22 protein-coding genes and 1 tRNA gene are annotated in these 21,001 nt (G+C 69.7%); 12 read left to right on the forward strand and 11 right to left on the reverse strand.

What is annotated here, in order from left to right; translation table 11 throughout:
- Positions 1 to 214: 214 nt before the first annotated feature.
- Positions 215 to 1,978: an ABC transporter ATP-binding protein gene (locus D7231_RS10410; RefSeq protein ID WP_241999644.1), complete on the forward strand. Its 1,764-nt coding sequence runs from the start codon at positions 215 to 217 to the stop codon at positions 1,976 to 1,978.
- A 42-nt stretch (positions 1,979 to 2,020) separates the two neighbouring features.
- Positions 2,021 to 2,605 (forward strand): hypothetical protein, encoded by a 585-nt coding sequence (locus D7231_RS10415; RefSeq protein WP_241999645.1) that lies wholly within the window; start codon positions 2,021 to 2,023, stop codon positions 2,603 to 2,605.
- 96 nt (positions 2,606 to 2,701) lie between these two features.
- On the opposite strand, the gene D7231_RS10420 is transcribed toward D7231_RS10415, so the two are convergent.
- Positions 2,702 to 2,977: a helix-turn-helix domain-containing protein gene (locus D7231_RS10420; RefSeq protein WP_120754728.1), complete on the reverse strand. Its 276-nt coding sequence runs from the start codon at positions 2,975 to 2,977 to the stop codon at positions 2,702 to 2,704.
- A gap of 268 nt (positions 2,978 to 3,245) precedes the next feature.
- Between D7231_RS10420 and D7231_RS10425 the strand changes: the two genes are divergently transcribed.
- Positions 3,246 to 4,241 (forward strand): helix-turn-helix transcriptional regulator, encoded by a 996-nt coding sequence (locus tag D7231_RS10425; protein WP_120754730.1) that lies wholly within the window; start codon positions 3,246 to 3,248, stop codon positions 4,239 to 4,241.
- Between the two features lie 34 nt (positions 4,242 to 4,275).
- Here the strand turns inward: D7231_RS10425 and D7231_RS10430 are convergent, their stop codons facing one another.
- The 6 genes from D7231_RS10430 to dnaK form a co-directional block, all read right to left on the reverse strand.
- The gene (locus D7231_RS10430; RefSeq protein ID WP_120754731.1) at positions 4,276 to 4,527 is read right to left on the reverse strand and encodes a hypothetical protein; all 252 of its coding nucleotides are present in this window, start codon (positions 4,525 to 4,527) and stop codon (positions 4,276 to 4,278) included.
- Between the two features lie 94 nt (positions 4,528 to 4,621).
- Positions 4,622 to 4,834 carry a hypothetical protein gene (locus D7231_RS10435; protein ID WP_120754734.1) on the reverse strand — a complete coding sequence of 71 codons (213 nt, stop codon included), beginning with the start codon at positions 4,832 to 4,834 and terminating at the stop codon, positions 4,622 to 4,624.
- A gap of 160 nt (positions 4,835 to 4,994) precedes the next feature.
- Entirely contained in the window at positions 4,995 to 5,444 is a 450-nt protein-coding gene (locus D7231_RS10440) for a heat shock protein transcriptional repressor HspR (protein ID WP_120754736.1), read from the reverse strand.
- 4 nt (positions 5,445 to 5,448) lie between these two features.
- A complete protein-coding gene (gene dnaJ / locus D7231_RS10445) occupies positions 5,449 to 6,624 on the reverse strand; it encodes a molecular chaperone DnaJ (protein WP_120754738.1) in 1,176 nt (391 codons plus the stop codon).
- 48 nt (positions 6,625 to 6,672) lie between these two features.
- On the reverse strand, positions 6,673 to 7,335 hold the full coding sequence (gene grpE / locus D7231_RS10450; RefSeq protein ID WP_120754740.1) for a nucleotide exchange factor GrpE: 663 nt from the start codon (positions 7,333 to 7,335) through the stop codon (positions 6,673 to 6,675).
- A complete protein-coding gene (gene dnaK, locus D7231_RS10455; RefSeq protein WP_120754742.1) occupies positions 7,332 to 9,191 on the reverse strand; it encodes a molecular chaperone DnaK in 1,860 nt (619 codons plus the stop codon). The genes grpE and dnaK overlap by 4 nt, the downstream gene beginning before the upstream one ends.
- 299 nt (positions 9,192 to 9,490) lie before the next feature.
- Between dnaK and D7231_RS10460 the strand changes: the two genes are divergently transcribed.
- From D7231_RS10460 to D7231_RS10470, 3 genes are all read left to right on the forward strand, one after another.
- Positions 9,491 to 11,800, forward strand: coding sequence for a (Fe-S)-binding protein (locus D7231_RS10460; RefSeq protein ID WP_120754744.1), 2,310 nt, complete (start codon positions 9,491 to 9,493; stop codon positions 11,798 to 11,800).
- 123 nt (positions 11,801 to 11,923) lie between these two features.
- Positions 11,924 to 12,487 (forward strand): Uma2 family endonuclease, encoded by a 564-nt coding sequence (locus D7231_RS10465; RefSeq protein WP_120754746.1) that lies wholly within the window; start codon positions 11,924 to 11,926, stop codon positions 12,485 to 12,487.
- A gap of 139 nt (positions 12,488 to 12,626) precedes the next feature.
- Entirely contained in the window at positions 12,627 to 13,580 is a 954-nt protein-coding gene (locus tag D7231_RS10470) for a Yip1 family protein (protein WP_120754748.1), read from the forward strand.
- Between the two features lie 81 nt (positions 13,581 to 13,661).
- Here the strand turns inward: D7231_RS10470 and D7231_RS10475 are convergent, their stop codons facing one another.
- The 3 genes from D7231_RS10475 to D7231_RS36990 all read right to left on the reverse strand — a co-directional run bounded on the left by D7231_RS10475 (position 13,662) and on the right by D7231_RS36990 (position 15,035).
- A complete protein-coding gene (locus D7231_RS10475; RefSeq protein ID WP_120754750.1) occupies positions 13,662 to 14,159 on the reverse strand; it encodes a phosphoribosyltransferase in 498 nt (165 codons plus the stop codon).
- 25 nt (positions 14,160 to 14,184) lie between these two features.
- A complete protein-coding gene (gene dcd, locus D7231_RS10480; protein WP_030366976.1) occupies positions 14,185 to 14,760 on the reverse strand; it encodes a dCTP deaminase in 576 nt (191 codons plus the stop codon).
- 113 nt (positions 14,761 to 14,873) lie between these two features.
- On the reverse strand, positions 14,874 to 15,035 hold the full coding sequence (locus D7231_RS36990; RefSeq protein ID WP_194962135.1) for a hypothetical protein: 162 nt from the start codon (positions 15,033 to 15,035) through the stop codon (positions 14,874 to 14,876).
- A 275-nt stretch (positions 15,036 to 15,310) separates the two neighbouring features.
- Between D7231_RS36990 and D7231_RS10485 the strand changes: the two genes are divergently transcribed.
- The 4 genes from D7231_RS10485 (at position 15,311) to D7231_RS10500 (ending at position 17,202) form a co-directional block, all read left to right on the forward strand.
- Positions 15,311 to 15,384, forward strand: a tRNA-Gly gene (locus D7231_RS10485).
- Positions 15,385 to 15,817: 433 nt separating this feature from the next.
- The gene (locus D7231_RS10490) at positions 15,818 to 16,021 is read left to right on the forward strand and encodes a cold-shock protein (protein WP_120754752.1); all 204 of its coding nucleotides are present in this window, start codon (positions 15,818 to 15,820) and stop codon (positions 16,019 to 16,021) included.
- Positions 16,022 to 16,427: 406 nt separating this feature from the next.
- Positions 16,428 to 16,835, forward strand: a complete 408-nt coding sequence (locus D7231_RS10495; protein ID WP_120755556.1) for a CBS domain-containing protein — start codon at positions 16,428 to 16,430, stop codon at positions 16,833 to 16,835.
- A gap of 55 nt (positions 16,836 to 16,890) precedes the next feature.
- Positions 16,891 to 17,202: an SCO5918 family protein gene (locus D7231_RS10500; RefSeq protein WP_120754754.1), complete on the forward strand. Its 312-nt coding sequence runs from the start codon at positions 16,891 to 16,893 to the stop codon at positions 17,200 to 17,202.
- 117 nt (positions 17,203 to 17,319) lie between these two features.
- Here the strand turns inward: D7231_RS10500 and D7231_RS10505 are convergent, their stop codons facing one another.
- Complete coding sequence (locus D7231_RS10505) at positions 17,320 to 17,679, reverse strand: hypothetical protein (RefSeq protein WP_120754755.1); 360 nt, start codon at positions 17,677 to 17,679, stop codon at positions 17,320 to 17,322.
- A 740-nt stretch (positions 17,680 to 18,419) separates the two neighbouring features.
- Between D7231_RS10505 and D7231_RS10510 the strand changes: the two genes are divergently transcribed.
- Both D7231_RS10510 and D7231_RS10515 read left to right on the forward strand, forming a co-directional pair.
- Positions 18,420 to 18,761, forward strand: a complete 342-nt coding sequence (locus D7231_RS10510) for a MerR family transcriptional regulator (protein ID WP_120754757.1) — start codon at positions 18,420 to 18,422, stop codon at positions 18,759 to 18,761.
- Positions 18,762 to 19,125: 364 nt separating this feature from the next.
- Positions 19,126 to 20,898 carry a serine/threonine-protein kinase gene (locus D7231_RS10515; protein ID WP_120754759.1) on the forward strand — a complete coding sequence of 591 codons (1,773 nt, stop codon included), beginning with the start codon at positions 19,126 to 19,128 and terminating at the stop codon, positions 20,896 to 20,898.
- Positions 20,899 to 21,001: the final 103 nt, after the last annotated feature.

Consider the following 21,001-nt stretch of genomic DNA (forward strand, 5'->3'; position numbering starts at 1 on the left):
TCCACATTCTCAATCGGGTTTCCGGAGGCGGTAGTCGGCCCCGCCGTCCGGTGTCCGCTGCGGACAGACAGATATTCACCCGGCCCGGCGGAACTCCGCTATTGCCACTACCGTCCATGCCTCAATGGGCATTGCCCCGCCGGGCATTGCCGCCCCCGGCATTGCCGCAACCGCCAATTTCGCGCGCCCGCGTAAGAGAGCTAGAACTACGAGGGTGAAATCACCTGACTCGGACACGCACGACACCACACCCGCCCCGCGGCCGCCGCTGCGGGCCCTGCTCGCGTACGCGCGCCCGCACCGCCGCGTCCTCGCGCTGGTGCTGCTGCTGACACTGGGGGGCAGCGCCGCCGGACTCGCCCAGCCCATGGTCATCGAGTCGGCGATGACGGCGCTCATGACCGGCGGCAGCCTGCGCAACACCCTGCTCCTGCTGCTCGGCCTGCTCGTCGTCTCGCTCGGGTTCACCTGGGCCCAGTCCTGGCTGAGCGAGCGGACGGCGGAGCGGGTGGTCCTGCACGTGCGGCGCGGCCTGATCACCCGTCTGATCCGGCTGCGCACCGCCGAGCTGGACCGCGTCGAGCCCGGCGGCCTGACGACCCGCGTCACCTCCGACAGCACGCTCGTGCAGCACGCCGCCACCAACGGCGTGATCCAGCTCGTGGACGGCGGCGTCCACCTGCTCGCCACGATCGTGCTGATGGGCATCACCAGCCTGCCGCTGCTCGGCATCACCTCGGCCGTCCTGGTCCTCGCCGGCATCGCCGTCGGCGTCGTCATGCCGCGCATCCGCCGCGTCACCACCCGCTCGCAGGAGTCGGTCGGCGACATCGGCGCCGCCCTCGACCGCGCGCTCGGCGCCGCCCGCACCGTCAAGGCCAACGGCGGTGAGGCGACGGAGACCGCGCGGGCCGTGGCCGCCGCCGAGGACGCCTACCGCGCCGGGCTCGTCGGCGCCCGCTACCAGGCCGCCATCGCCGTGATCACCGGCATGGTCGTGCAGGCGTCCTTCCTGGCCGTGATCGGCTTCGGCGGCGCCCTCGTCGCCACCGGGACGCTCGACCTGGCCGCCCTGATCGCCTTCCTGCTCTACCTCTTCAACCTCGGCGGGCCGATCCTCTCCCTCGTCGGCGGCACCACCTCGCTTCAGCAGGGCCTCGGCGCCCTCGCCCGGATCGAGGAGGTCGACCGCATGGAGACCGAGGACGACGTCGACACCGTCCCGCCGCGGCCCACCGGCCCGCCGCCGCGCGTCGTCCTGGACGACGTCACCTTCGCCTACCGGGACCGGGCCCCGGTCCTGGAGGGCGCGTCCTTCACCGCGCCGGCCGGCAAGGTCACCGCCGTCATAGGCCCCTCAGGCACCGGCAAGACCACCGTCTTCTCCCTCCTCCAGCGCTTCTACGACGTCGACGGCGGCCGCATCCTCCTCGGCGACACCGACATCTCCGAGCTCAGCCGCGCCGAGGTGCGCCGCCGCATCGCCTACGTCGAGCAGGACTCCCCCATGCTCGCCGGCACGATCCGCGAGAACCTGCTGTACGCGGCGCCCGGCGCCACCGACGAGGAGATCGCGGACGTCCTGCGGCAGACCCTGCTCGACACATACGTCGACGGCCTGCCCGACGGCCTGGACACCAACGTCGGCGCCCGCGGCCTCGCCCTCTCCGGCGGGCAGCGGCAGCGGCTGGCCATCGCCCGCGCCCTGCTGCGGCGCCCGCAGGTGCTGCTGCTCGACGAGGTCACCGCGCACCTCGACGGCCTCAGCGAGACCGCGCTGCGGCAGACCGTCGAGCGGGCGGCCGAGCACTGCACGGTCCTGCTCATCGCGCACCGGCTCTCGACCGTGACCTCGGCGGACCGGCTCATCCTTTTGGAGGGCGGCCGCGTCCGTGACCATGGGAAGCACGAAGAACTGCTGGACCGGGACGAGCTGTACCGGGACCTGGCGGCGACGCAGCTCGCCGTCTCACACTGATCGTCAGACCGTCAGTACTGACCACACTGAAGGAAGCCCCGCATGACGCACGTGACGCTCGACAAAGACTCCGGCAACCAGGCCGACGCCGCCGCCGAGACGGAGACGGAGGAGGAAGCCCCCACCGGCCCCGTCCAGGACGACCGCTTCGGCGACATCACCGTCCTCCTGAACGACGAGGAGGGCTGGGTCGAAGTCCTCGGCGACGCGATACCCCCGGCCGCCGTGGACCGCGCCCCCGAGGCCGAGACCGAGAGCCACATCCCCATCGGCACCCGCAACGGCGACCACCTGAGCATGACGGTGGACGGCGAGCCCGTCGCCCTCGCCCCCGCCAAGGGCAAGCTGTCGCGCCGCTCGTACGCCGTGGACGTCACCCGCGACGGCGTCGCCTACCGCCTCGTGCCCGACTCCATCGCCGGCAGCCGGCTGCTGAAGGACGGCAAGCACCTCGGGGACTTCTCCTCCGACGGCGACGGCCGGGTCCTCGCCGAGTGGAAGGAGGGGGCGGAGGTCTCCCCCGCGGACGCCTCCGTCGGCTACGCGCTCGCCGCGGCCTTCGGCACCGGCGGGCAGCCGATGTGGATGGTGGCGATCGAGGCCGCCGCCGAACTGCTCCCGGGGTGAGCGGCGCGCCCCGCCGCCCGCCCGCGCCATCGTGAAAGGCCCCGCCGGAACGCTCCGACGGGGCCTGATGAACGGTGTGGATGAACGGTGTGTGCGCTACACGGCTACGCAGCCACGCGGCCGGCCGTCCGGCGCCGACGCCCTGATGGCGTCCGCGTACACGTGCGAGACGATCGCCGCCTCGAACCGCGACCGCAGGTCGAGCTTGCGCACGATGTTCGCGGTGTGGGCCCGTACGGTGCGCTCCGCGATGCCCAGCCGCCGCGCGAGCCGTCTGTTCTGTTCTCCCGAGGCCAGCAGGAGCAGGACTTCCACCTCACGCTCGGTGAGCGTGGTGAAGTCGTGCCGGGCCTCGGCCGTCGTCGTACTCATCCGGATTCCCCTCGTAGGTCCAAGCCTTTCCGGCACGGCCCAGACTGCCAAGGCCCCCCGGGCCGGGACCCGTTCTCCGGAGGCAGCTTCCTGCAACCGCCGCTACAGCTTGCTGCGTCGTCGCGGAAGGAACGCCATGGCCAGCCCCTTTACCTCTGCATTACTCTTTGGGTGATGTACCGGCGGTACGCAGGGCGCGCTCGTCACTGACCAGTCGAGCCGAGCCGCCGGCCGATCGCACACGGGGGAAGCCATGAGCAAGTCAGGCATGGGGACAGGAATGGGCCTTCTGGGGCTCAGTACGGCAGAAGAGGATATTTACCGGCACTTTCTGCGCAATCCCGAGACGTCCGCCGACGACATCCACCTGAGGATCCACAGCGCGAAGGACAAGGACACCGTCCGCGCCGCCCTGGCCCGGCTGTACGGGCTCGGCCTGCTGCGCCGCAGCGACACCGGGGACGTCGTCCCGGCCGATCCGGAGACCGCCGTGGACCGCCTCACCGACCTGCGGCTGCGCGAGCTCCACGACGAGCTCCAGCAAGTCACCCAGTCCCGCCGGCTGGTCGCGGAACTGCGCGCCGAGCAGGGGCAGCGCACCCCCGCCCCCAAGGGCGTGGAGCGCATGGAGGACCTGGCCCAGATCCGGGACCGCATCGACGACCTGGCCTTCTTCGCCCGCGAGGAGATCCTCTCCGTAGAGCCGTACACGGCCCTCACGCAGGAGAACATCGACCACGCGCGGCCGCTGGACGCCCGCTGCCTGCGCCGCGGCGTGACGATCCGCAACGTCGTCCTCAAGGCGGCGCTCGACCACCCGCCCACCGTCGCCTACCTGCGCGAACTCACCGCCCAGGGCGCCCGGATACGCGTCGCCCCCGACATATCCGAGCGGATCCTCGTCTACGACCGGCACACCGCGCTGGTGCCCGCCGACCCCGACGACACCTCGCGCGGCGCCCTGGTCGCCCGGGAGGCCGGCCTGGTGGCCAACATCCTGGCCCTCTTCGAGAAGATCTGGGACCAGGCCACCGACCTCGCCGCGCTGATCGAGGAGCCGGCCGAGGGGGCGGCCGGGCTCTCCGCCGTGGAACAGCGCGTCCTGGAGTCGATGTGCCGCGTCGGCAAGGACGAGACCGGCGCCCGCGACCTGGGCGTCTCGGTGCGTACGTACCGCCGCCACGTCGCCGATCTGCTGCGCGTCCTGAACGCGTCCAGCCGTGCGCACGCCGCGCTGCTGGCGCGGGAGCGCGGCTGGATCTAGCGGCCGGGGCCGGTCGCCGGGCCGGCGGCCGGGGCTAGCGGCCCCGCCGCCACCCGCGCAGCACGCCGCCGTCCACGAGCACTCCGGCCAGCCACTCGTGCACGGCGGCGAGACCAGCAGGACCGGCGGGCTCCACTCGGAGCCGGATCCGGTCCTCCTCCAGCCGCCAGGTGCAGTCCCAGCCCTCGGGCAGCGCCGACACCAGCCTGACCACGGCCGTCTCGGGAGGAGCGGCGGTGGGCGCAGCGCGCTCCACCACCGCTTCCGTGAACTCTGTCCTCGCCACGCCTTCTCCTCCGGTTCCTGTCGGGTGTCGGGGGCATACGGCAAAGCCCCGGCCTGCCGCATCGCAGGCCGGGGCTCCAGAGCCGACGTCGTTGTCACTGCCACCCGTTGACACGATGACAGACGGGCAGCCGGTCGACGAGCTTGACCGGTATGCCGCACAGGCCGTGCACGGCGCTCACGGCGTGCACGTCCGCCGCAACAGGCGCGGCGGGAGCGGCCATCGCCGTGCCCGGCAGCGCGAAGGCTCCCAGGAACGCTCCCGGTACGAGCACTGCGGCGGCCTTCTTGGCGAACTTCCCGGTCATCGCGTTTCCCCCAACGTCGTTCGTTCCGTGGGGAAAACTCTGCCAGCGGGGCCGGGCCCCGCCGCCGGGAAAGCCTGTCAGGTTGTTGCAGTGGGAACACAGCTTCATGCCAGCGGGGCCGGGCGAGCGGAATGCTCACCCGGCCCCGCCGGATCGGTGCTTACTGGTCGCGCCGCGGGCGCCACACCACCAGTGCGCTCGTCTGCTGGACCTCCTGGTACGGGACCAGGTCGCGGCGGTACGAGGCGTGGACCGCCGCTTCCGCCTGCTGGCGGGCCGCGGCGGCGCCCTCGACGAGGCCCTGCAGTTCGGCGACGCGCGCCTTGAGCGCGGCCACCTGGTTCTCCAGCTCGATGATGCGCTTGATGCCGGCGAGGTTGATGCCCTCGTCCTGGCTGAGCTGCTGCACCTGCCGGAGCTGTTCGATGTCCCGCGCGGAGTAGCGCCGGCCGCGCCCGGCGGCGCGGTCGGGTGAGACCAGGCCGAGCCGGTCGTACTGCCGGAGGGTCTGCGGATGCAGGCCCGACAGCTGCGCGGCGACCGAGATGACATAGACCGGCGACTCGTCGGTCAGCTCGTACGGATTGCGCCGTCGGCCGGTCCCCTCCATGGGGTCACGCTCCCTTCGCGGCCTGGAACAGCTCTGCACGCGGGTCGTGGTCCGCGGTGGCCTCACGGTAGGTCTGCAGGGCTTCCCGGGCCTTGTCGCCGAGATCCTTGGGCACGGTCACCTCCACCGTGACGAGCAGGTCGCCGCGGGTGCCGTCCTTGCGCACCGCGCCCTTGCCGCGGGCGCGCATCGTGCGGCCGTTGGGCGTGCCGGGCGGCAGCTTGAGGGTGACCGGGGGGCCGCCGAGGGTCGGCACCTTGATCTCGCCGCCGAGGACCGCCTCCGGGAAGGAGACGGGCACGGTGACGGTGAGGTTGTCGTCCTTGCGGCCGAAGACCGGGTGGGTGCCGACGTGCACGACGACGTAGAGGTCGCCGTTGGGGCCGCCGCGCTCGCCCGGGGCGCCCTTGCCGCGCAGGCGGATCCGCTGGCCGTCGGAGACGCCGGCGGGGATGCGGACCTGCATCGTCCGGGAGGACTTGGCGCGGCCGCTGCCGTGGCAGACGTCGCAGGGGTTCTCCGGGATGAGGCCGCGGCCCTTGCAGTCGGGGCAGGGGTCGGTCATGGAGAATCCGCCGCCGGAGCCGTGCGACACCTGGCCGGTGCCGACACAGGTGGGGCAGACGCGAGGAGTACCGTTTTTGTCGCCGGTGCCGGAGCAGGCCTTGCAGGCCGCCGAGGAGGACATCCGCAGGGGCACGGTGGCCCCGTCGACCGCCTCGGTGAAGTTCAGCGAGACCTCGGACTCGATGTCCTGGCCGCGGCGCGGCTGGGTGCGCGTGGCGCCGCGGTTGAACAGGCCGCCGAAGACGTCGCCGAGCCCGCCGCCGAAGCCGCCGGTGCCGCCTCCGCCCCCGCCCTGGGCGCCCCCGAAGAGGTCGCCCAGGTCGAAGTTGAAGGAGCCGCCGCCCGCGCCGCCCGCCCCCGGGCGGAAGCCGCCGTTGGCGAAGAGGGCGCGGGCGTCGTCGTACTCCTTGCGCCGCTTGGGGTCGGCCAGGACGTCATTGGCCTCGGAGATCTCCTTGAAGCGCTCCTCGGCCTTGGCGTCGCCCTTGTTGGCGTCCGGGTGGTTCTCGCGGGCGAGCTTCCGGTACGCCTTCTTGATCTCGGCCTCGGTGGCGTCCTTGGGGACGCCGAGGACCTTGTAGTAGTCCTTCTCCAGGAAGTCCTTCGTGCTCATCCCCGGCGTCCCTCCTTCCGTTCCCTGCGGTGATTCATCGGGTCAGCGTCAGCCCTTGTCCGGGCCACCGCTCTCCTCTTCGGAACCGGCGTCCTCGCCCTCGCCCTTGGCGCCCTGGGCGCCCGGCTGGGGCTCGGCGACGGCGACCCGCGCGGGGCGGATCGTCCGCTCGCCGATCCGATACCCCGGCTGCAGAATCTGCACGCACGTGGTCTCGGTGACGTCCGGCGCGTACGAGTGCATCAGCGCCTCGTGCACCAGCGGGTCGAAGGGCTCGCCCTCCTTGCCGAACTGCTGGAGCCCCATCTTGGCGACGATCGTCTCCAGGGACTCGGCGACGGACTTGAAGCCGCCGACGAGCTCGCCGTGGTCACGGGCGCGGCCGATGTCGTCGAGCGTGGGCAGGAGCTCGGACAGGAGGTTCGCGACGGCGACCTCCTTGACCGTGACCCGGTCCCGCTCTACGCGGCGGCGGTAGTTCTGGTACTCGGCCTGGAGACGCTGGAGGTCCGCGGTGCGCTCGGTGAGCGCGGCCTGGGACTGGTCCAGCTGAGCCTGGAGACCTGCTTCCACCAGCTCCTCGCCGGAGGGGGCAGCGCCCGGAGCCGCCTTGTCGGCGGCCCCGGCGCCCTGCGCCGCTTCTTCGGAGCCGGCGGCGTCGGAGGGGCCTTCAGGCTTCTTGTCGTCAAAGCCCGGGGTCTCCTCCGTCACGCCGCACCGCCCTTGGCGTCCTTGGGCTTCTCGTCGTCGACGATCTCGGCGTCGACGACGTCGTCCTCGGCCTTGGTCGGACCGCCGGTCGCGCCGGCGTCACCGGCGGCGCCCTGCGCGGCCTGGGCGTCGGCGTACATGGCCTGGCCCAGCTTCTGGCTGACCGCGGCGACCTTCTCGGTCGCGGTGCGGATCTCGGCCGTGTCCTCGCCCTTGAGCTTCTCCTTCAGCTCGGTGAGCGCGGTCTCGACCTCGGTCTTCACCTCGGCCGGAACCTTGTCCTCGTTGTCCTTGAGGAACTTCTCCGTCTGGTAGACGAGCTGCTCGCCCTGGTTGCGGGACTCGGCGGCCTCACGGCGCGCGTGGTCCTCCTCGGCGTACTTCTCGGCCTCTTCGCGCATCCGGTTGACCTCGTCCTTCGGCAGCGAGGAGCCACCGGTGACGGTCATCTTCTGCTCCTTGCCCGTGCCGAGGTCCTTCGCGGTCACGTGCATGATGCCGTTGGCGTCGATGTCGAAGGCGACCTCGATCTGCGGGACGCCGCGCGGGGCCGGCGGCAGACCGGTCAGCTCGAACATGCCGAGCTTCTTGTTGTACGCCGCGATCTCGCGCTCGCCCTGGTAGACCTGGATCTGCACGGACGGCTGATTGTCCTCGGCCGTCGTGAAGATCTCGGACCGCTTGGTCGGGATCGTGGTGTTGCGCTCGATGAGCTTGGTCATGATGCCGCCCTTGGTCTCGATGCCGAGGGACAGCGGGGTGACGTCGAGGAGCAGGACGTCCTTGACCTCGCCCTTGAGGACACCGGCCTGGAGGGCGGCGCCGATGGCGACGACCTCGTCCGGGTTGACGCCCTTGTTGGCCTCGTTGCCGCCGGTCAGCTCCTTGACGAGCTCGGCGACGGCGGGCATACGGGTGGAGCCGCCGACCAGGACCACGTGGTCGATCTCGGAGAGGGCGATGCCCGCGTCCTTGATGACGTTGTGGAACGGGGTCTTGCAGCGCTCCAGCAGGTCCGCGGTGAGCTGCTGGAACTGGGCGCGCGTGAGCTTCTCGTCCAGGTGCAGCGGGCCCTCGGCGGAGGCCGTGATGTAGGGCAGGTTGATCGTGGTCTCGGTGGACGAGGACAGCTCGATCTTCGCCTTCTCCGCGGCCTCGCGGAGACGCTGGAGCGCCATCTTGTCCTTGGACAGGTCCACGCCGTGACCGTTGGCGAACTGCTTGACCAGGTAGTCGACGACGCGCTGGTCCCAGTCGTCACCACCGAGGTGGTTGTCACCGTTGGTGGCCTTGACCTCGACCACGCCGTCGCCGATCTCGAGGAGCGAGACGTCGAAGGTGCCGCCACCGAGGTCGAAGACCAGAATGGTCTGGTCGTCCTTGTCGAGACCGTAGGCCAGGGCGGCCGCGGTGGGCTCGTTGACGATGCGCAGGACGTTGAGGCCCGCGATCTCACCGGCCTCCTTGGTCGCCTGACGCTCGGAGTCGTTGAAGTACGCCGGGACGGTGATGACCGCGTCCGTGACCTTCTCGCCCAGGTACGCCTCGGCGTCCCGCTTCAGCTTCTGCAGGATGAAGGCGCTCATCTGCTGCGGGTTGAAGTCCTTGCCGTCCAGGTTGATCTTCCAGTCAGTGCCCATGTGGCGCTTGACGGAGCGGATCGTCCGGTCGACGTTGGTGACAGCCTGGCGCTTGGCGACCTCGCCGACGAGCACCTCGCCGTTCTTCGCGAAGGCGACGACGGACGGCGTGGTCCTGGCGCCCTCGGCGTTGGTGATGACGGTGGGCTCACCGCCCTCGAGAACACTGACGACGGAGTTCGTCGTACCCAGGTCGATGCCGACCGCACGTGCCATGTCGATTCCTCCAGCTGACTTGAGTGGAACAGACTCAAGGGTGCAATGCGGATTCCAACCTGTCAACCGAGCTGAGTCGAGGGGACTCAAGTCTTATGCTGGCCTTATGCGCAGCCGGAAGGCGGACGCCCGGTAACCACGGGCTTGGGCGGCGCGGGTGAGGGTGGCCTGAGCGACACAGATCACCGGCGGTGCGCCTATATCGCGCGCGGGAGAGTGAGTAGTCTCGTACGGACTGGATAAGTTACTAGGCAGTAATCCCGCAATCCCCGCTCTCGCAGGTTCGAGGAGCCGTTCCCATGCAACTCGCCGCGATCATCGTGTCGCTGGTCCTAATCGCGGTCGGCGTAGCGCTGTTCGGCCGTGCCCTCGTCCAGATCTACCGCTTCATGCGACTGGGTCAGCCCGTGCCCGCCGGCACCCGGACCGGCGACCCCGCGCAGCGCACCGTCACCGTGGCCAAGGAGTTCCTGGGCCACACCCGGATGAACCGCTGGGGCATCGTCGGTGTGGCGCACTGGTTCGTGGCGGTGGGCTTCTTCTCGCTGCTGCTGACGATCGTCAACGCCATCGGGCAGCTCTTCAAGGCCGACTGGCTCCTGCCGGTCATCGGCGACTGGGCCCCGTACAACGTCTTCGTCGAGTTCCTCGGCACGATGACCGCGCTCGGCATCCTGACGCTCATCGTCATCCGGCAGCTGAACCGGCCGGGCGACCCGGGCCGCAAGTCCCGCTTCGCCGGCTCCAACACCGGCCAGGCGTACTTCGTCGAGGCCGTCATCCTCATCGTCGGCGTCTGCATCTTCATGCTGCACGCCCTCGAAGGCGCCCAGCACCACGTCGACGGCTACGAGGCCTCGTTCTTCGTCTCGTACCCGGTCGTCTCGTGGCTGGAGGGGATGGACGTCTCGACGCTCCAGAACCTCACCTACTTCTTCGCGGGCCTGAAGATCGCGACGTCCTTCATCTGGATGATCACGGTCGCCCTGAAGACCGACATGGGCGTGGCCTGGCACCGCTTCCTCGCCTTCCCGAACATCTGGTTCAAGCGCGAGGCGTCCGGCGACGTGGCGCTCGGCGCGCTGCTGCCCATGACGAGCGCCGGCAAGCCGATCGACTTCGAGGACCCGGGCGAGGACGACACGTTCGGCGTCTCGAAGGTCGAGGAGTTCTCCTGGAAGGGCCTGCTCGACTTCTCCACCTGCACCGAGTGCGGCCGCTGCCAGTCGCAGTGCCCCGCCTGGAACACCGGTAAGCCCCTCTCCCCCAAGCTCCTGATCATGGCGCTGCGCGACCACGCGCACGCCAAGGCGCCGTATCTGCTCGCGGGCGGCGGCAAGGACGCCGAGGGCGAGGAGAAGGGCACCGAGGAGCAGCTGAAGGACGTCCCGGCGGCGGCGCTGGCCGAGGCCGAGCGCCCGCTGATCGGCACCCTCGAGGAGAACGGCGTCATCGACCCCGACGTGCTGTGGTCCTGCACCACGTGCGGCGCGTGCGTCGAGCAGTGCCCGGTCGACATCGAGCACGTCGACCACATCGTCGACATGCGCCGCTACCAGGTGATGATCGAGAGCTCCTTCCCGTCCGAGGCGGGCACGATGCTCAAGAACCTGGAGAAGAAGGGCAACCCCTGGGGCCTGGCGAAGAAGCAGCGCCTGGCGTGGACCAAGGAGGTCGACTTCGAGGTCCCGGTCGTCGGCAAGGACGTCGAGGACCTCACCGAGGTCGACTACCTCTACTGGGTCGGCTGCGCCGGCGCCCTGGAGGACCGCGCCAAGAAGACCACGAAGGCCTTCGCGGAGCTGCTGCACATGGCGGGCGTGAAGTTCGCGATCATGGGCGGCGAGGAGAACTGCACGGGCGACTCGGCCCGCCGCCTGGGCAACGAGTTCCTGTTCCAGCAGCTCGGCCAGCAGAACGTCGAGATGCTGAACATGGCGTTCGGCGAGGACGCGGACGAGGGCGTCAAGGTCGAGAAGGCCAAGAAGAAGATCGTCGCGACCTGCCCGCACTGCTTCAACACGATCGCGAACGAGTACCCGCAGCTCGGCGGCGAGTACGAGGTCATCCACCACACGCAGCTGCTCCAGCACCTGATCGACGAGGGCAAGCTCGTCCCGGTCACCCCGGTCGAGGGCCTGATCACGTACCACGACCCGTGCTACCTGGGCCGCCACAACAAGGTCTACACGCCGCCGCGCGAGATCATCGCCAAGGTGCCGGGCCTGCGCAACGAGGAGATGCACCGCCACAAGGAGCGGGGCTTCTGCTGCGGTGCGGGCGGTGCGCGCATGTGGATGGAGGAGCGGATCGGCAAGCGCATCAACAACGAGCGCGTCGACGAGGCCCTGTCCCTCAACCCGGACATCGTCTCCACCGCCTGCCCCTTCTGCCTCGTCATGCTGACCGACTCGGTCAACGGCAAGAAGAACGATGGCAAGGCCAAGGAGTCCATCCAGGTCGTCGACGTCGCCCAGCTCCTGCTGGAGTCGGTGAAGACCCCGGTGACCCCGGAGGACGGCGGCGAGGACGGCGGCGACGGCGGCGACGGGGAGCCCGCGGACACCCCGAAGCCGGACCCGGCTCCGGCCCCGGAGCCGGTGAAGTAACCGCTTCCGAAGCGCACGCACGGCCGGGCCCCGCGATTGATCGCGGGGCCCGGCCGTTGTCATGGGTGCGTGGGACGATGAACGCGTTCGCGCTTGCAGCCCGTATTCAGCAGGAGCCACGTCATGGATTACGCCCGGATGCGCGCCATCGCCGAGGAACTGATGGAGCACGCTCCCGAACCGGTCAGGGGCTTCGAGATCAACGGCGAAGGAATCTTCATGATGATGTCGCCGTCCAGGTTCCACGACTTCAACGCTATGCGCCTCAGCCGTCAACTGGACCGCCAGCTGCCCGACGGGGTCGTGGCCTTCCCGGGCGGCGACATCGAAGACGCAACGCTCGGCAAGCTCCGCCGCCCGGACCTGATCGTCGTGTCGGACGAGGTCTTCGGCGAAGAGAACGAACCGTTCAACCCACGCGACCTCTCCCTGGTCGCCGAGATCGTCTCCCCCTCCAACCACAGCAACGACTACACGGACAAGATGGACGAGTACCCGGCCATGGGCATCCCGCTGTATCTCCTGATCGATCCCCGCAAGGGGTCGGTAGCGGTAATGTCCGACCCCGGGCCTGGTCCGGACGGGCGCCCCTGCTACCGGACACGCCACGACGGCGTCTTCGGCGACAAAGTCTCCGTCGGCCCCTGGACCGTCGACACCTCCGAGTTCCGCACGTACCCCTCCTGACGCGGGGCCTCCGCAGCCCCAACCCCCGGTATTTCCCTTAGGGGATGTCACAGCTCGGCCGCAATGGCGGGCCCGTTCTCACCGCGCCGACTCGGCATCGTCACGGAGCGGGTACGTTCGAACCGTGGCTGGATTCAGGATGGGACGCGGACAGGGCTCGAACGACCCCGGGCCCGCGCAGCAAGGACAGCGCCCGGGGCAGTACCAGGCCCCGTACGGCGGCCAGGGCGGCCAGGGGGGCCACGGTGGTCAGTGGCAGCAGCAGCCCCCGCCGTACGGCGAGCCGGAGTACTTCGGCGGGAGCGGGCAGCCGCAGCAGGGTTACGGCGGGCAGCAGCCGTACGGGCAGGGACAGGGCCCGGGCCAGGACCCGTACTACGGCCACGGACAGCCCGGGCACGGACAGCCCGGTCCCGGCGGCGGTCACCCCGGTCAGACCCAGCAGTTCAGCCTCGGCGAGGCCCCGGACGCGTACGGCGGGGATCCGTACGGCCAGGGCGACCCGTACGGCGGCCAGGACCCGTACAACAACGCGCCCGCGCCGCCCCCGGGCCCGCGCCTGCCGTGGAAGCAGTTGCTGACCGGCATAGTCATGCGCCCTTCCGCGACCTTCTGGCAGATGCGTGACCACGCCGTGTGGGCGCCGGCTCTGATCGTCACGTTCGTCTACGGCCTGCTCGCCGTCTTCGGCTTCGACAAGGCCCGCGAGGACGTGCTGAACGCCTCGCTCTCCAACAGCCTGCCGTCGGTGCTGATCACCGGCGTGGTCATGGTGCTCGCCGGGCTCCTCCTGGGCGCGGTCACGCACACGCTCGCCCGGCAGCTCGGCGGCGACGGCCTCTGGCAGCCGACGGTCGGCCTGTCGATGCTGATCATGGCGATCACGGACGCGCCCCGGCTGCTGTTCGCCATGTTCCTCGGCGGCGACAACGTCGTGGTCCAGGTGCTGGGCTGGGCGACGTGGCTCCTGGCGGGCTACCTGTTCACGTCCATGGTCAGCAAATCGCACGACATCCCGTGGCCGAGGGCGCTGGGCGCCTCCGCGATCCAGCTGATCGCCCTGCTGTCGATCGTCAAGCTGGGCACGCTGTAGCGGCGGCCGGCAGACATGCGTGAGGGCCCCCGCCTTGATGAACACGGCGGGGGCCCTCACGCATGTCTGCGGCCTGCGCGGTTACGCGTCGAGGACCTGGCCCTCGCGGCGCACGACCGGCGGCTCGACCGACCACGGGAAGTTGATCCAGTCCTCGGTGCGCTTCCACACGTACTCGCACTTCACGAGGCTCTGGGACTTCTCGTAGATCACCGCGGAGCGGACCTCGGCCACGTGGTCCTTGCAGAAGTCGTGCACGAGCTTGAGGGTCTTGCCGGTGTCCGCCACGTCGTCGGCGATCAGGACCTTCTTGTTCGTGAAGTCGATCTGGTCCGGGACGGGGGCCAGCATGACCGGCATCTCCATCGTCTCGCCGACGCCCGAGTAGAACTCCACGTTCACGAGGTGGATGTTCTTGCAGTCCAGCGCGTACGCCAGCCCGCCGGCGACGAAGACGCCGCCGCGCGCGATGGACAGGATGATGTCCGGCTCGTAGCCGTCGTCCGCGATGGTCTGTGCCAGCTCACGGATGGCCTCCCCGAAGATCGGGTAGGTCAGGTTCTCGCGGATCTCACTCACTGTTGCTCTTCGCCTTTTGCTCTGCTCAGACCTGGGTGCGATGGAAATTCTGGAAGGAGCGCGAGGGCGTGGGCCCACGCTGCCCCTGGTAGCGGGAGCCGTGCTTCGCGGACCCGTACGGATGCTCGACGGGCGAGGTCAGGCGGAACATGCACAGCTGCCCGATCTTCATCCCCGGCCACAGCTTGATCGGCAGCGTGGCCATGTTCGACAGCTCCAGCGTCACGTGCCCGGAGAAACCGGGGTCGATGAAGCCGGCGGTCGAGTGCGTCAGCAGGCCGAGGCGGCCGAGGCTGGACTTGCCCTCCAGGCGGGAGGCCACATCGTCGGGAAGCGTGATGACCTCGTACGTCGAGGCGAGCACGAACTCACCGGGGTGCAGGATGAACGCCTCGTCGCCCTCCGGCACCACCTCACGCGTGAGGTCCGCCTGCTCGACCGCGGGGTCGATGTGCGGGTACCGGTGGTTCTCGAACACCCGGAAGTAGCGGTCGAGGCGCACATCGATGCTCGACGGCTGCACCATGGATTCGTCGAACGGGTCGATACGCACCCGGCCGGCGTCGATCTCGGTCCGGATGTCCTTGTCTGAGAGAAGCACGGGTCGAGGATACGCGGAGAAGACGGACAACGCGGGCCCGGTCCGAGCGGACGGGCCCGCGCCGCTTGATCAGTACCGCCTCAGCGCTCGCTCAGCGCCCGCTCGGCGCTTGATCAGCGCTTCTGCCCGACCGGTACGGAATGCCGCAGCCGGGCGCAGCGCGGGCAGCGCAGGAGCCGTCCGGGGCCGATCCGGTCGGGACCGAGGTGCTGCATCGGGAACGAAGCGGTGCTGAAGACGTGCCCCTCGGCACAACGAACGACGGTGCGCTCCATAGAGCTGCCCCTTTCCCCATTCACGTGAAAGACAAAAGCCACATTAGGGGATGTATAGGACTCGCTCCTAAGCGGCACTCCCGGCAGTCCCCCGGGAGCCCGTCACCGGCATCCGGCGTCCCAACCGTACGCCCCAACTCCCGGACCCCGCGGCCGCATCCTCACCTGCCCCACACTCTCCACACACGACAGGAAGGCCCGTACGGTGAGTGCACCGGGGGCCTTCGATGGGGTAGAGTGTGCGACGATGAGGCGCTCCCAAAACGGGCGCTCTCGCGGGTGTAGTTTAATGGTAGAACATGAGCTTCCCAAGCTCAGAGCGCGAGTTCGATTCTCGTCACCCGCTCCATAGTGAACCCCCAGGTCAACGACCTGGGGGTTGTTTGTTGTCCAGACCTGCCGCGAGGCGCCGCGCCCTCCGCATGTCCTAACTCCGCCCGAGCCGGCCCCACATGGCGCCGCCGCACCGCTTGCGCGCAGCACGGCGGCACGAGCTCCTCCATATCTATGCCCGCGGTCTAAGAATTTCAGGGACCCCGCGAGGAGACTTTTTGCCACCGCACATAGGGTAGAAATATTTAGCGCACACAAGCCACCGCGGCATGCTACTGTCGATCTCGGTTGCAGTTTTGGTACCCAAAATCTTCAAGCGTCTCCAGTCGCCCTCCGCGTCACTGAGGGGCGCTTTACGTTTCCCGGCCACCTTCCGGGCGGGGCATCATCGCGGCGACACGGTGTCCGCACGGTGCGGATTCCGGTGTACTGCCCCAAGGAGATACGACATGGCTACTGGCACCGTGAAGTGGTTCAATGCGGCAAAGGGCTTCGGCTTCATCGAGCAGGACGGTGGCGGCGCCGACGTGTTCGCCCACTTCTCGAACATCGCCGCCGAAGGCTTCCGTGAGCTGCTCGAAGGCCAGAAGGTGACCTTCGACATCGTGCAGGGCCAGAAGGGCCCGACGGCCGAGAACATCGTTCCCGCCTGACACTGACGCGCATGGTGCAGCTGGGGCCCACATCCCTCGGGGCGCGGACCTCAGTTGCACGCATTTCCCCGCAGTGATTTCTCCTGCGGGACGCAGGATTTCAGCTCGCACCCTCCCCGCAGTCGCACCCATCGACCGCGGTCCTGGATTTTACATTCACCGGGCGCCGCCTATTTCAGCGCCTGGGCCTGTACGGATTCCCCGTAGACCAGATGCGCTTTCGCATTCCATTCGGCCCGGTCTCGAAATTCCCGGCGCTGCTTTTCTGCTACGCGAGTTCCTTGATGCGTGCCGTATCAAGGAGGTTCATCGAGGAAGATTCTGAATGAACCCCGAACGCAGGAACGAGCGCTCCTCGACCAGGAACTCGACCAGGAAACTGACCCACCTCTTCGGGAGGCACGTTGTGACGTTGATCCAGACGCAGGACCGCTCGGCACATGGCAACGCCGTGCGGCGAATGGTGGCCGAAGGCATGGAGCCGGACGTCCCGCGAGTCTGTGACGACATGACTGTCGAAGTGGCCTTGTCTGTCATGGCCGCCGCCCGCACGGGCCACCTGCTCGTCTGCGACGAGGACGACCTGTGCACCGGGGTGGTCACCCGGGCCCGGCTCGCCGCCGTCCATGAGGGCGACACGTACACGGACCGGCTCCGGCTGCGCGATGTCCTCGGCGAACGCGAGCCGTTCGCCTCGCCCCTCACCACGACGGTCGAGGCCGAGCACGTGATGCGCCCTCGCCGGCCGGAGTCGGCCCTGCCCGTTGCCGGCGAACAAGGCTGCCCTTCGGTCATCCCCGCCCTCGCACGCTGAACCGCCTCACGACCGCAGTTCCGACGTGACCGTCCCCTTCCTCCTGTGAGGCATCATGCGCTGTGTCATCGCCCGTTTCCCGTTCGACCTGACCAAGAGCGGTGTCCTGGAATCGATGAAGGGCGTCAAGCCCGAGCAGGTCACCGGCGAGTCCGTGACCATCGGCCGCCGCACCTACCCCGCCAAGCAGGTCGGCCAGATCATCACCCGCCAGGACCGGCGCGACTTCAGCGCCGGCGAAGTTCTCCGAGCCATGGCGAAGCTCGGCTTCACCTGCCGCGTCCTGCCCGGGGCCACCGTGCCGACGCGCCCCCTCACCCCGCTCCAGCAGGCGTCCGCGATGCTCGGCGTGCCGGCGACCGCCTGACCGCCTGAGCGAGGGGCACGGCACCGGCTGCCGCCCGAGCAGCGAGGAGGGCCCGACCGGCACATGCCGGTCGGGCCCTCCTGCGCGTCCCGATGGGACCTTCTGCACGCCGCCGGATCAGTGGTCGGAGTAGCTGAAGTCGCCCACCGTCCAGGCGCTTACATCGGCGATCGAGACGCGATACATCCCACCCGTCTCCGGGATCCCCACCTGTCCCTGAAGGATGCGGGCCATGTGAAAGTGCAGATGTGTGGGCGGACCCTCCCGGCGCGTTGTGGTGGTGAAGATGGCGGCGAACTCACCCAAGCGGGCGGAGTCCGTCAGGACCTCTGACACCCGCTGCCTCCACACGGCTTCGGGAGCCAGCCGGCCGGTGATGACAGCACCGCCGGTGACCACGGTCAGGGACATCTGATTGCTCTGCCCGGACTCCACCAGGGTGGCGACGTCAGCGAGCAGCTCGTCAGGCTTCGGCATGAGAGCCGATTCTATTCGCCGGCCGTCCCACCCCCCGCCCGCGTTCGGCTGTCCCCCGCCCGCGTTCGGCTGCCGCCCGCCCGTGGGCCTGACCAGCAGCGATGGTCGTCCTGCATACCTAGGCCCGCCATGGGCGGCTAGCTCAGCCCGAGACATATGAAAATCTATGATCGCCGCAGTAGACATTAGGCAGTGGCGTGGTTATGATTTCTCTCGTAGCCCAGAGAGACCGAAGGGCTCGGCAGAGACGAACTGCCGGGCAGCAGTACATGCAGTTGCAGTTCGCAGGGCGGTGCGGTGGCGGAGTTCCGAAGCCAGGGTTGTTGCAGGACGGCGACGGGACTGGCGGCCGGACCGGGTGGCCCGCAGTCATCAGGGGCCGCCAAGAGCAGTACCGCAGTTCACGCAGTGGCAGTACCCGCAGTTCGCAGTAGAGCAGCACCAGCAGTACAGAGTTCCCCGCTTCACCAGTAGTTGATCAATGAGGAAGAACGGAGGAGCCAGGCGCCATCAGGATCGCCCGGGCCGAAGGCTGAGCCCGGGTACCGCAGGACATCGATAGTGAGGTGGTCTCCGGTCAAGCAACCGCGATCCCCGCACTCCCGGCAGCAACTCGGCCGGGGCGGCGGAAACAGGAGGTCGGCGCAGTATCAGGGCCGACAGATGGTGTAGTAGTTCCTTCGGGGCCCTGGTGCCGTACGGCACCAGGGCCCCTCCATGCGTTCCATGAGAGAGGTGCAATGACAGCAGACGACTCGTTCGGCCGCCTTGACGACGACGACTACCCCGCCTACACGATGGGCCGTGCCGCCGCCATGCTCGGCACCACCCAGGGCTTCCTGCGCGCCATCGGCGAGGCGCGCCTGATCACTCCGCTGCGCTCCGAGGGCGGACATCGTCGCTACTCCCGCTACCAACTGCGCATCGCGGCACGCGCCCGGGAACTCGTCGACCAGGGCACCCCCATCGAGGCCGCCTGCCGCATCATCATCCTTGAGGACCAGCTCGAAGAAGCCCAGCGCATCAACGCCGAATACCGCCGCGCCGCCGAGTCGTCGTCCCCGCCGCCGGCCTCGGACTGAGGTGACCTCGCCGCCCGGCTGGAGCACTGCCCGGTTCCTTCCGCGCCCCGGGCCCCGACGCCCTGGACGACCCGGCCCATCGGCCCCTCGATGGGCGCCGATTACGCCGTAGACCCGCCCTCGCCTGGGAGCGTCCTCAAAGCCGGGAGCCCGTCGTCCTCACCCGGTGGGCCCTGGCGCCCACCCCCGCTCTTCAGCTCTTCACGAAGGCCCAGGTCGCAGACCTGGGCCTTCGTCGTTACCCCGGGGCGGCTCCGGGGGGCCGCGGCCCTCACAGCGCCTGCCTCTACTCTGGGGGCCGCGCAAGGGCGAACGACGAACGACGAACGACGAACGAACAGTGCCAGGACGGACGGAGCATGCGGTGACAGCGGGGGAAGCGAACGGCGACGAGCTGATAGGCAAACTCCTCGGGGGCCGTTACCGGGTCACCGCGACGATCGGACGCGGCGGCATGGGCGTGGTCGCCCGGGCCGTGGACGAGCTCCTGAACCGCGAGGTCGCCGTCAAGGTGCTGCGGGCCTTCACCGACGCCTCCGCCGCCGAACTGGCCGACCTGCGGATCCGGATGCAGCGGGAGGCGCAGGCCGCCGCCCGCATCCGGCACGGCGGCGTGGTCACCGTGCACGACGTGACCGAGGAGCAGGGCCTGCCGGTCATCGTCATGGAACTCGTCGACGGGCCCTCGCTCGACGACGTCTTGGAGGAGCGCGGCGCCCTGGAGCCGCACGAGGCCGCGGCGATCGGCGCCGAGCTGATGGACGCGCTCGACGCCGCGCACCGGGCCGGCGTGCTGCACCGCGACGTCAAGCCGGCGAACGTGCTGCTGGAGCGCGGTGGGCGAAGTGAGACGGGGGTCCCCCAGGCCGGAGGCTGGGGGAGGGTCGTACTCACCGACTTCGGCATCGCCAGCATGGAGGCCGCCGGCGACGACGCCATGGCCAAGCTGACCCAGAGCGGCCAGATCATCGGCTCCCTCGACTACCTGCCGCCGGAGCGCGCGCAGGGCAAGGAGCCGGGCCCGGCGTCGGACATCTGGTCGCTCGGCATGACGCTGTACGCGGCGGTGGAGGGCACGTCGCCGTTCCGCCGGACGTCGGTGTGGTCCACGCTGTCGGCGATCGTCAGCGAGCCGCTGCCGGCGCCCCGGCAGGCGGGGCCGCTCGCTCCGGTGCTGCAAGCGCTGATGGCGAAGGAGCCGGAGCACCGGCCGGCGGCGGACGAGGCGCGCGAGATGCTGGAGCGGGTGGCCGCGGGCGGGACGGCGGCGCACTACGCACCGGGGCCGGTGGCTCCGGGGCCCGGCGCATCGCCTGTGCCGGCACCTCCGCACACGCCCATGCCGACGCAGGTCGTAGCCCCGGTGCCGCCGCCCGGGTTCGGCGCGGCACCGCCGCTGTTCCAGCAGCCGCCGCTGTTCCAGCAGCCGCCGCTGTCCCCGCAGCCCCCGCACGCCGGCTACCCTCAGCCCGGCCCGCCGCACCTCGGAGTACCGGCCGCGGCGCCTGCCCCCGCCCCCGCTCCCGCTCCTGCCCCCGGCCGCAAGCGGCGCCGCAGCCGTAGCGTCATCGCGGCAGCGGCCGCAGCCGTCGTGCTGGCCGGAGGCGGCGTCACCTACGCCCTGACAGGCAATCACAGCGACAGCACGAAGGGCGACGAGGCGTTGTCGGCGCAGCCCGCGGTCAGCTCCCCGGCGGGCGGCGAGCAGCCGGGCGGAGGCGAAGCGACCGCCGGAACGAACTCCCCGGGCCCCTCCTCCGGAGGCTCCGCGAAGCCGTCCGGCGCGGCCACGCCGTCGTCCTCCGCGCCGGCCAAGCCCGGCGCGACGCCGAGCACGTCCCCTTCCCCGTCGACCAAGCTGAACGTGCCGACCACGTGCAGCGGCTGGAGCCACCAGGACCCGAAGCCGGGCACGTACGGCTACGTCTCCGGCGACCGCCACGTGCTGAACGGCCCGTACCAGGTCTGCGGCTCCGTGGCCCCGGCCAAGTCCGGCACGAAGGTCTGGTTCCACTGCGCCGTCGAGAACGCTTACGGCCACAAGTGGCTCTACGTCCGCATCGAGGGAACGAAGAGCGCCGGCTGGCTGTCCGCCGACACCATCATCCGCCAAACCGGCCAGCCGACCCGCTGCTGAGCCGCCCGGAACGCTGCTGACGGCACTTCAGGGGTTTTGCCCGACCGTGCCCGTCCGGCCCGTCTGCCCTACCTGAAATTCCGATAAGTTGCCGTGCCAAACG

The sequence above is a fragment of the Streptomyces klenkii genome (genome assembly GCF_003626645.1).
GTDB classification, from domain to species: domain Bacteria; phylum Actinomycetota; class Actinomycetes; order Streptomycetales; family Streptomycetaceae; genus Streptomyces; species Streptomyces klenkii.

Coding starts and splice junctions, on each gene's coding strand:
- D7231_RS10505 (WP_120754755.1), bottom strand. CDS start 17,679: ATGCCGAAGCCTGACGAGCTGCTCGCTGACGTCGCCACCCTGGTGGAG.
- D7231_RS10460 (WP_120754744.1), top strand. CDS start 9,491: ATGCAACTCGCCGCGATCATCGTGTCGCTGGTCCTAATCGCGGTCGGC.
- D7231_RS10500 (WP_120754754.1), top strand. CDS start 16,891: ATGCGCTGTGTCATCGCCCGTTTCCCGTTCGACCTGACCAAGAGCGGT.
- dnaJ (WP_120754738.1), bottom strand. CDS start 6,624: ATGAGCACGAAGGACTTCCTGGAGAAGGACTACTACAAGGTCCTCGGC.
- D7231_RS10420 (WP_120754728.1), bottom strand. CDS start 2,977: ATGAGTACGACGACGGCCGAGGCCCGGCACGACTTCACCACGCTCACC.
- D7231_RS10440 (WP_120754736.1), bottom strand. CDS start 5,444: ATGGAGGGGACCGGCCGACGGCGCAATCCGTACGAGCTGACCGACGAG.
- D7231_RS10425 (WP_120754730.1), top strand. CDS start 3,246: ATGGGGACAGGAATGGGCCTTCTGGGGCTCAGTACGGCAGAAGAGGAT.
- D7231_RS36990 (WP_194962135.1), bottom strand. CDS start 15,035: ATGGAGCGCACCGTCGTTCGTTGTGCCGAGGGGCACGTCTTCAGCACC.
- dnaK (WP_120754742.1), bottom strand. CDS start 9,191: ATGGCACGTGCGGTCGGCATCGACCTGGGTACGACGAACTCCGTCGTC.
- D7231_RS10510 (WP_120754757.1), top strand. CDS start 18,420: ATGACAGCAGACGACTCGTTCGGCCGCCTTGACGACGACGACTACCCC.
- D7231_RS10435 (WP_120754734.1), bottom strand. CDS start 4,834: ATGACCGGGAAGTTCGCCAAGAAGGCCGCCGCAGTGCTCGTACCGGGA.
- D7231_RS10465 (WP_120754746.1), top strand. CDS start 11,924: ATGGATTACGCCCGGATGCGCGCCATCGCCGAGGAACTGATGGAGCAC.
- D7231_RS10490 (WP_120754752.1), top strand. CDS start 15,818: ATGGCTACTGGCACCGTGAAGTGGTTCAATGCGGCAAAGGGCTTCGGC.
- D7231_RS10470 (WP_120754748.1), top strand. CDS start 12,627: ATGGGACGCGGACAGGGCTCGAACGACCCCGGGCCCGCGCAGCAAGGA.
- D7231_RS10415 (WP_241999645.1), top strand. CDS start 2,021: ATGACGCACGTGACGCTCGACAAAGACTCCGGCAACCAGGCCGACGCC.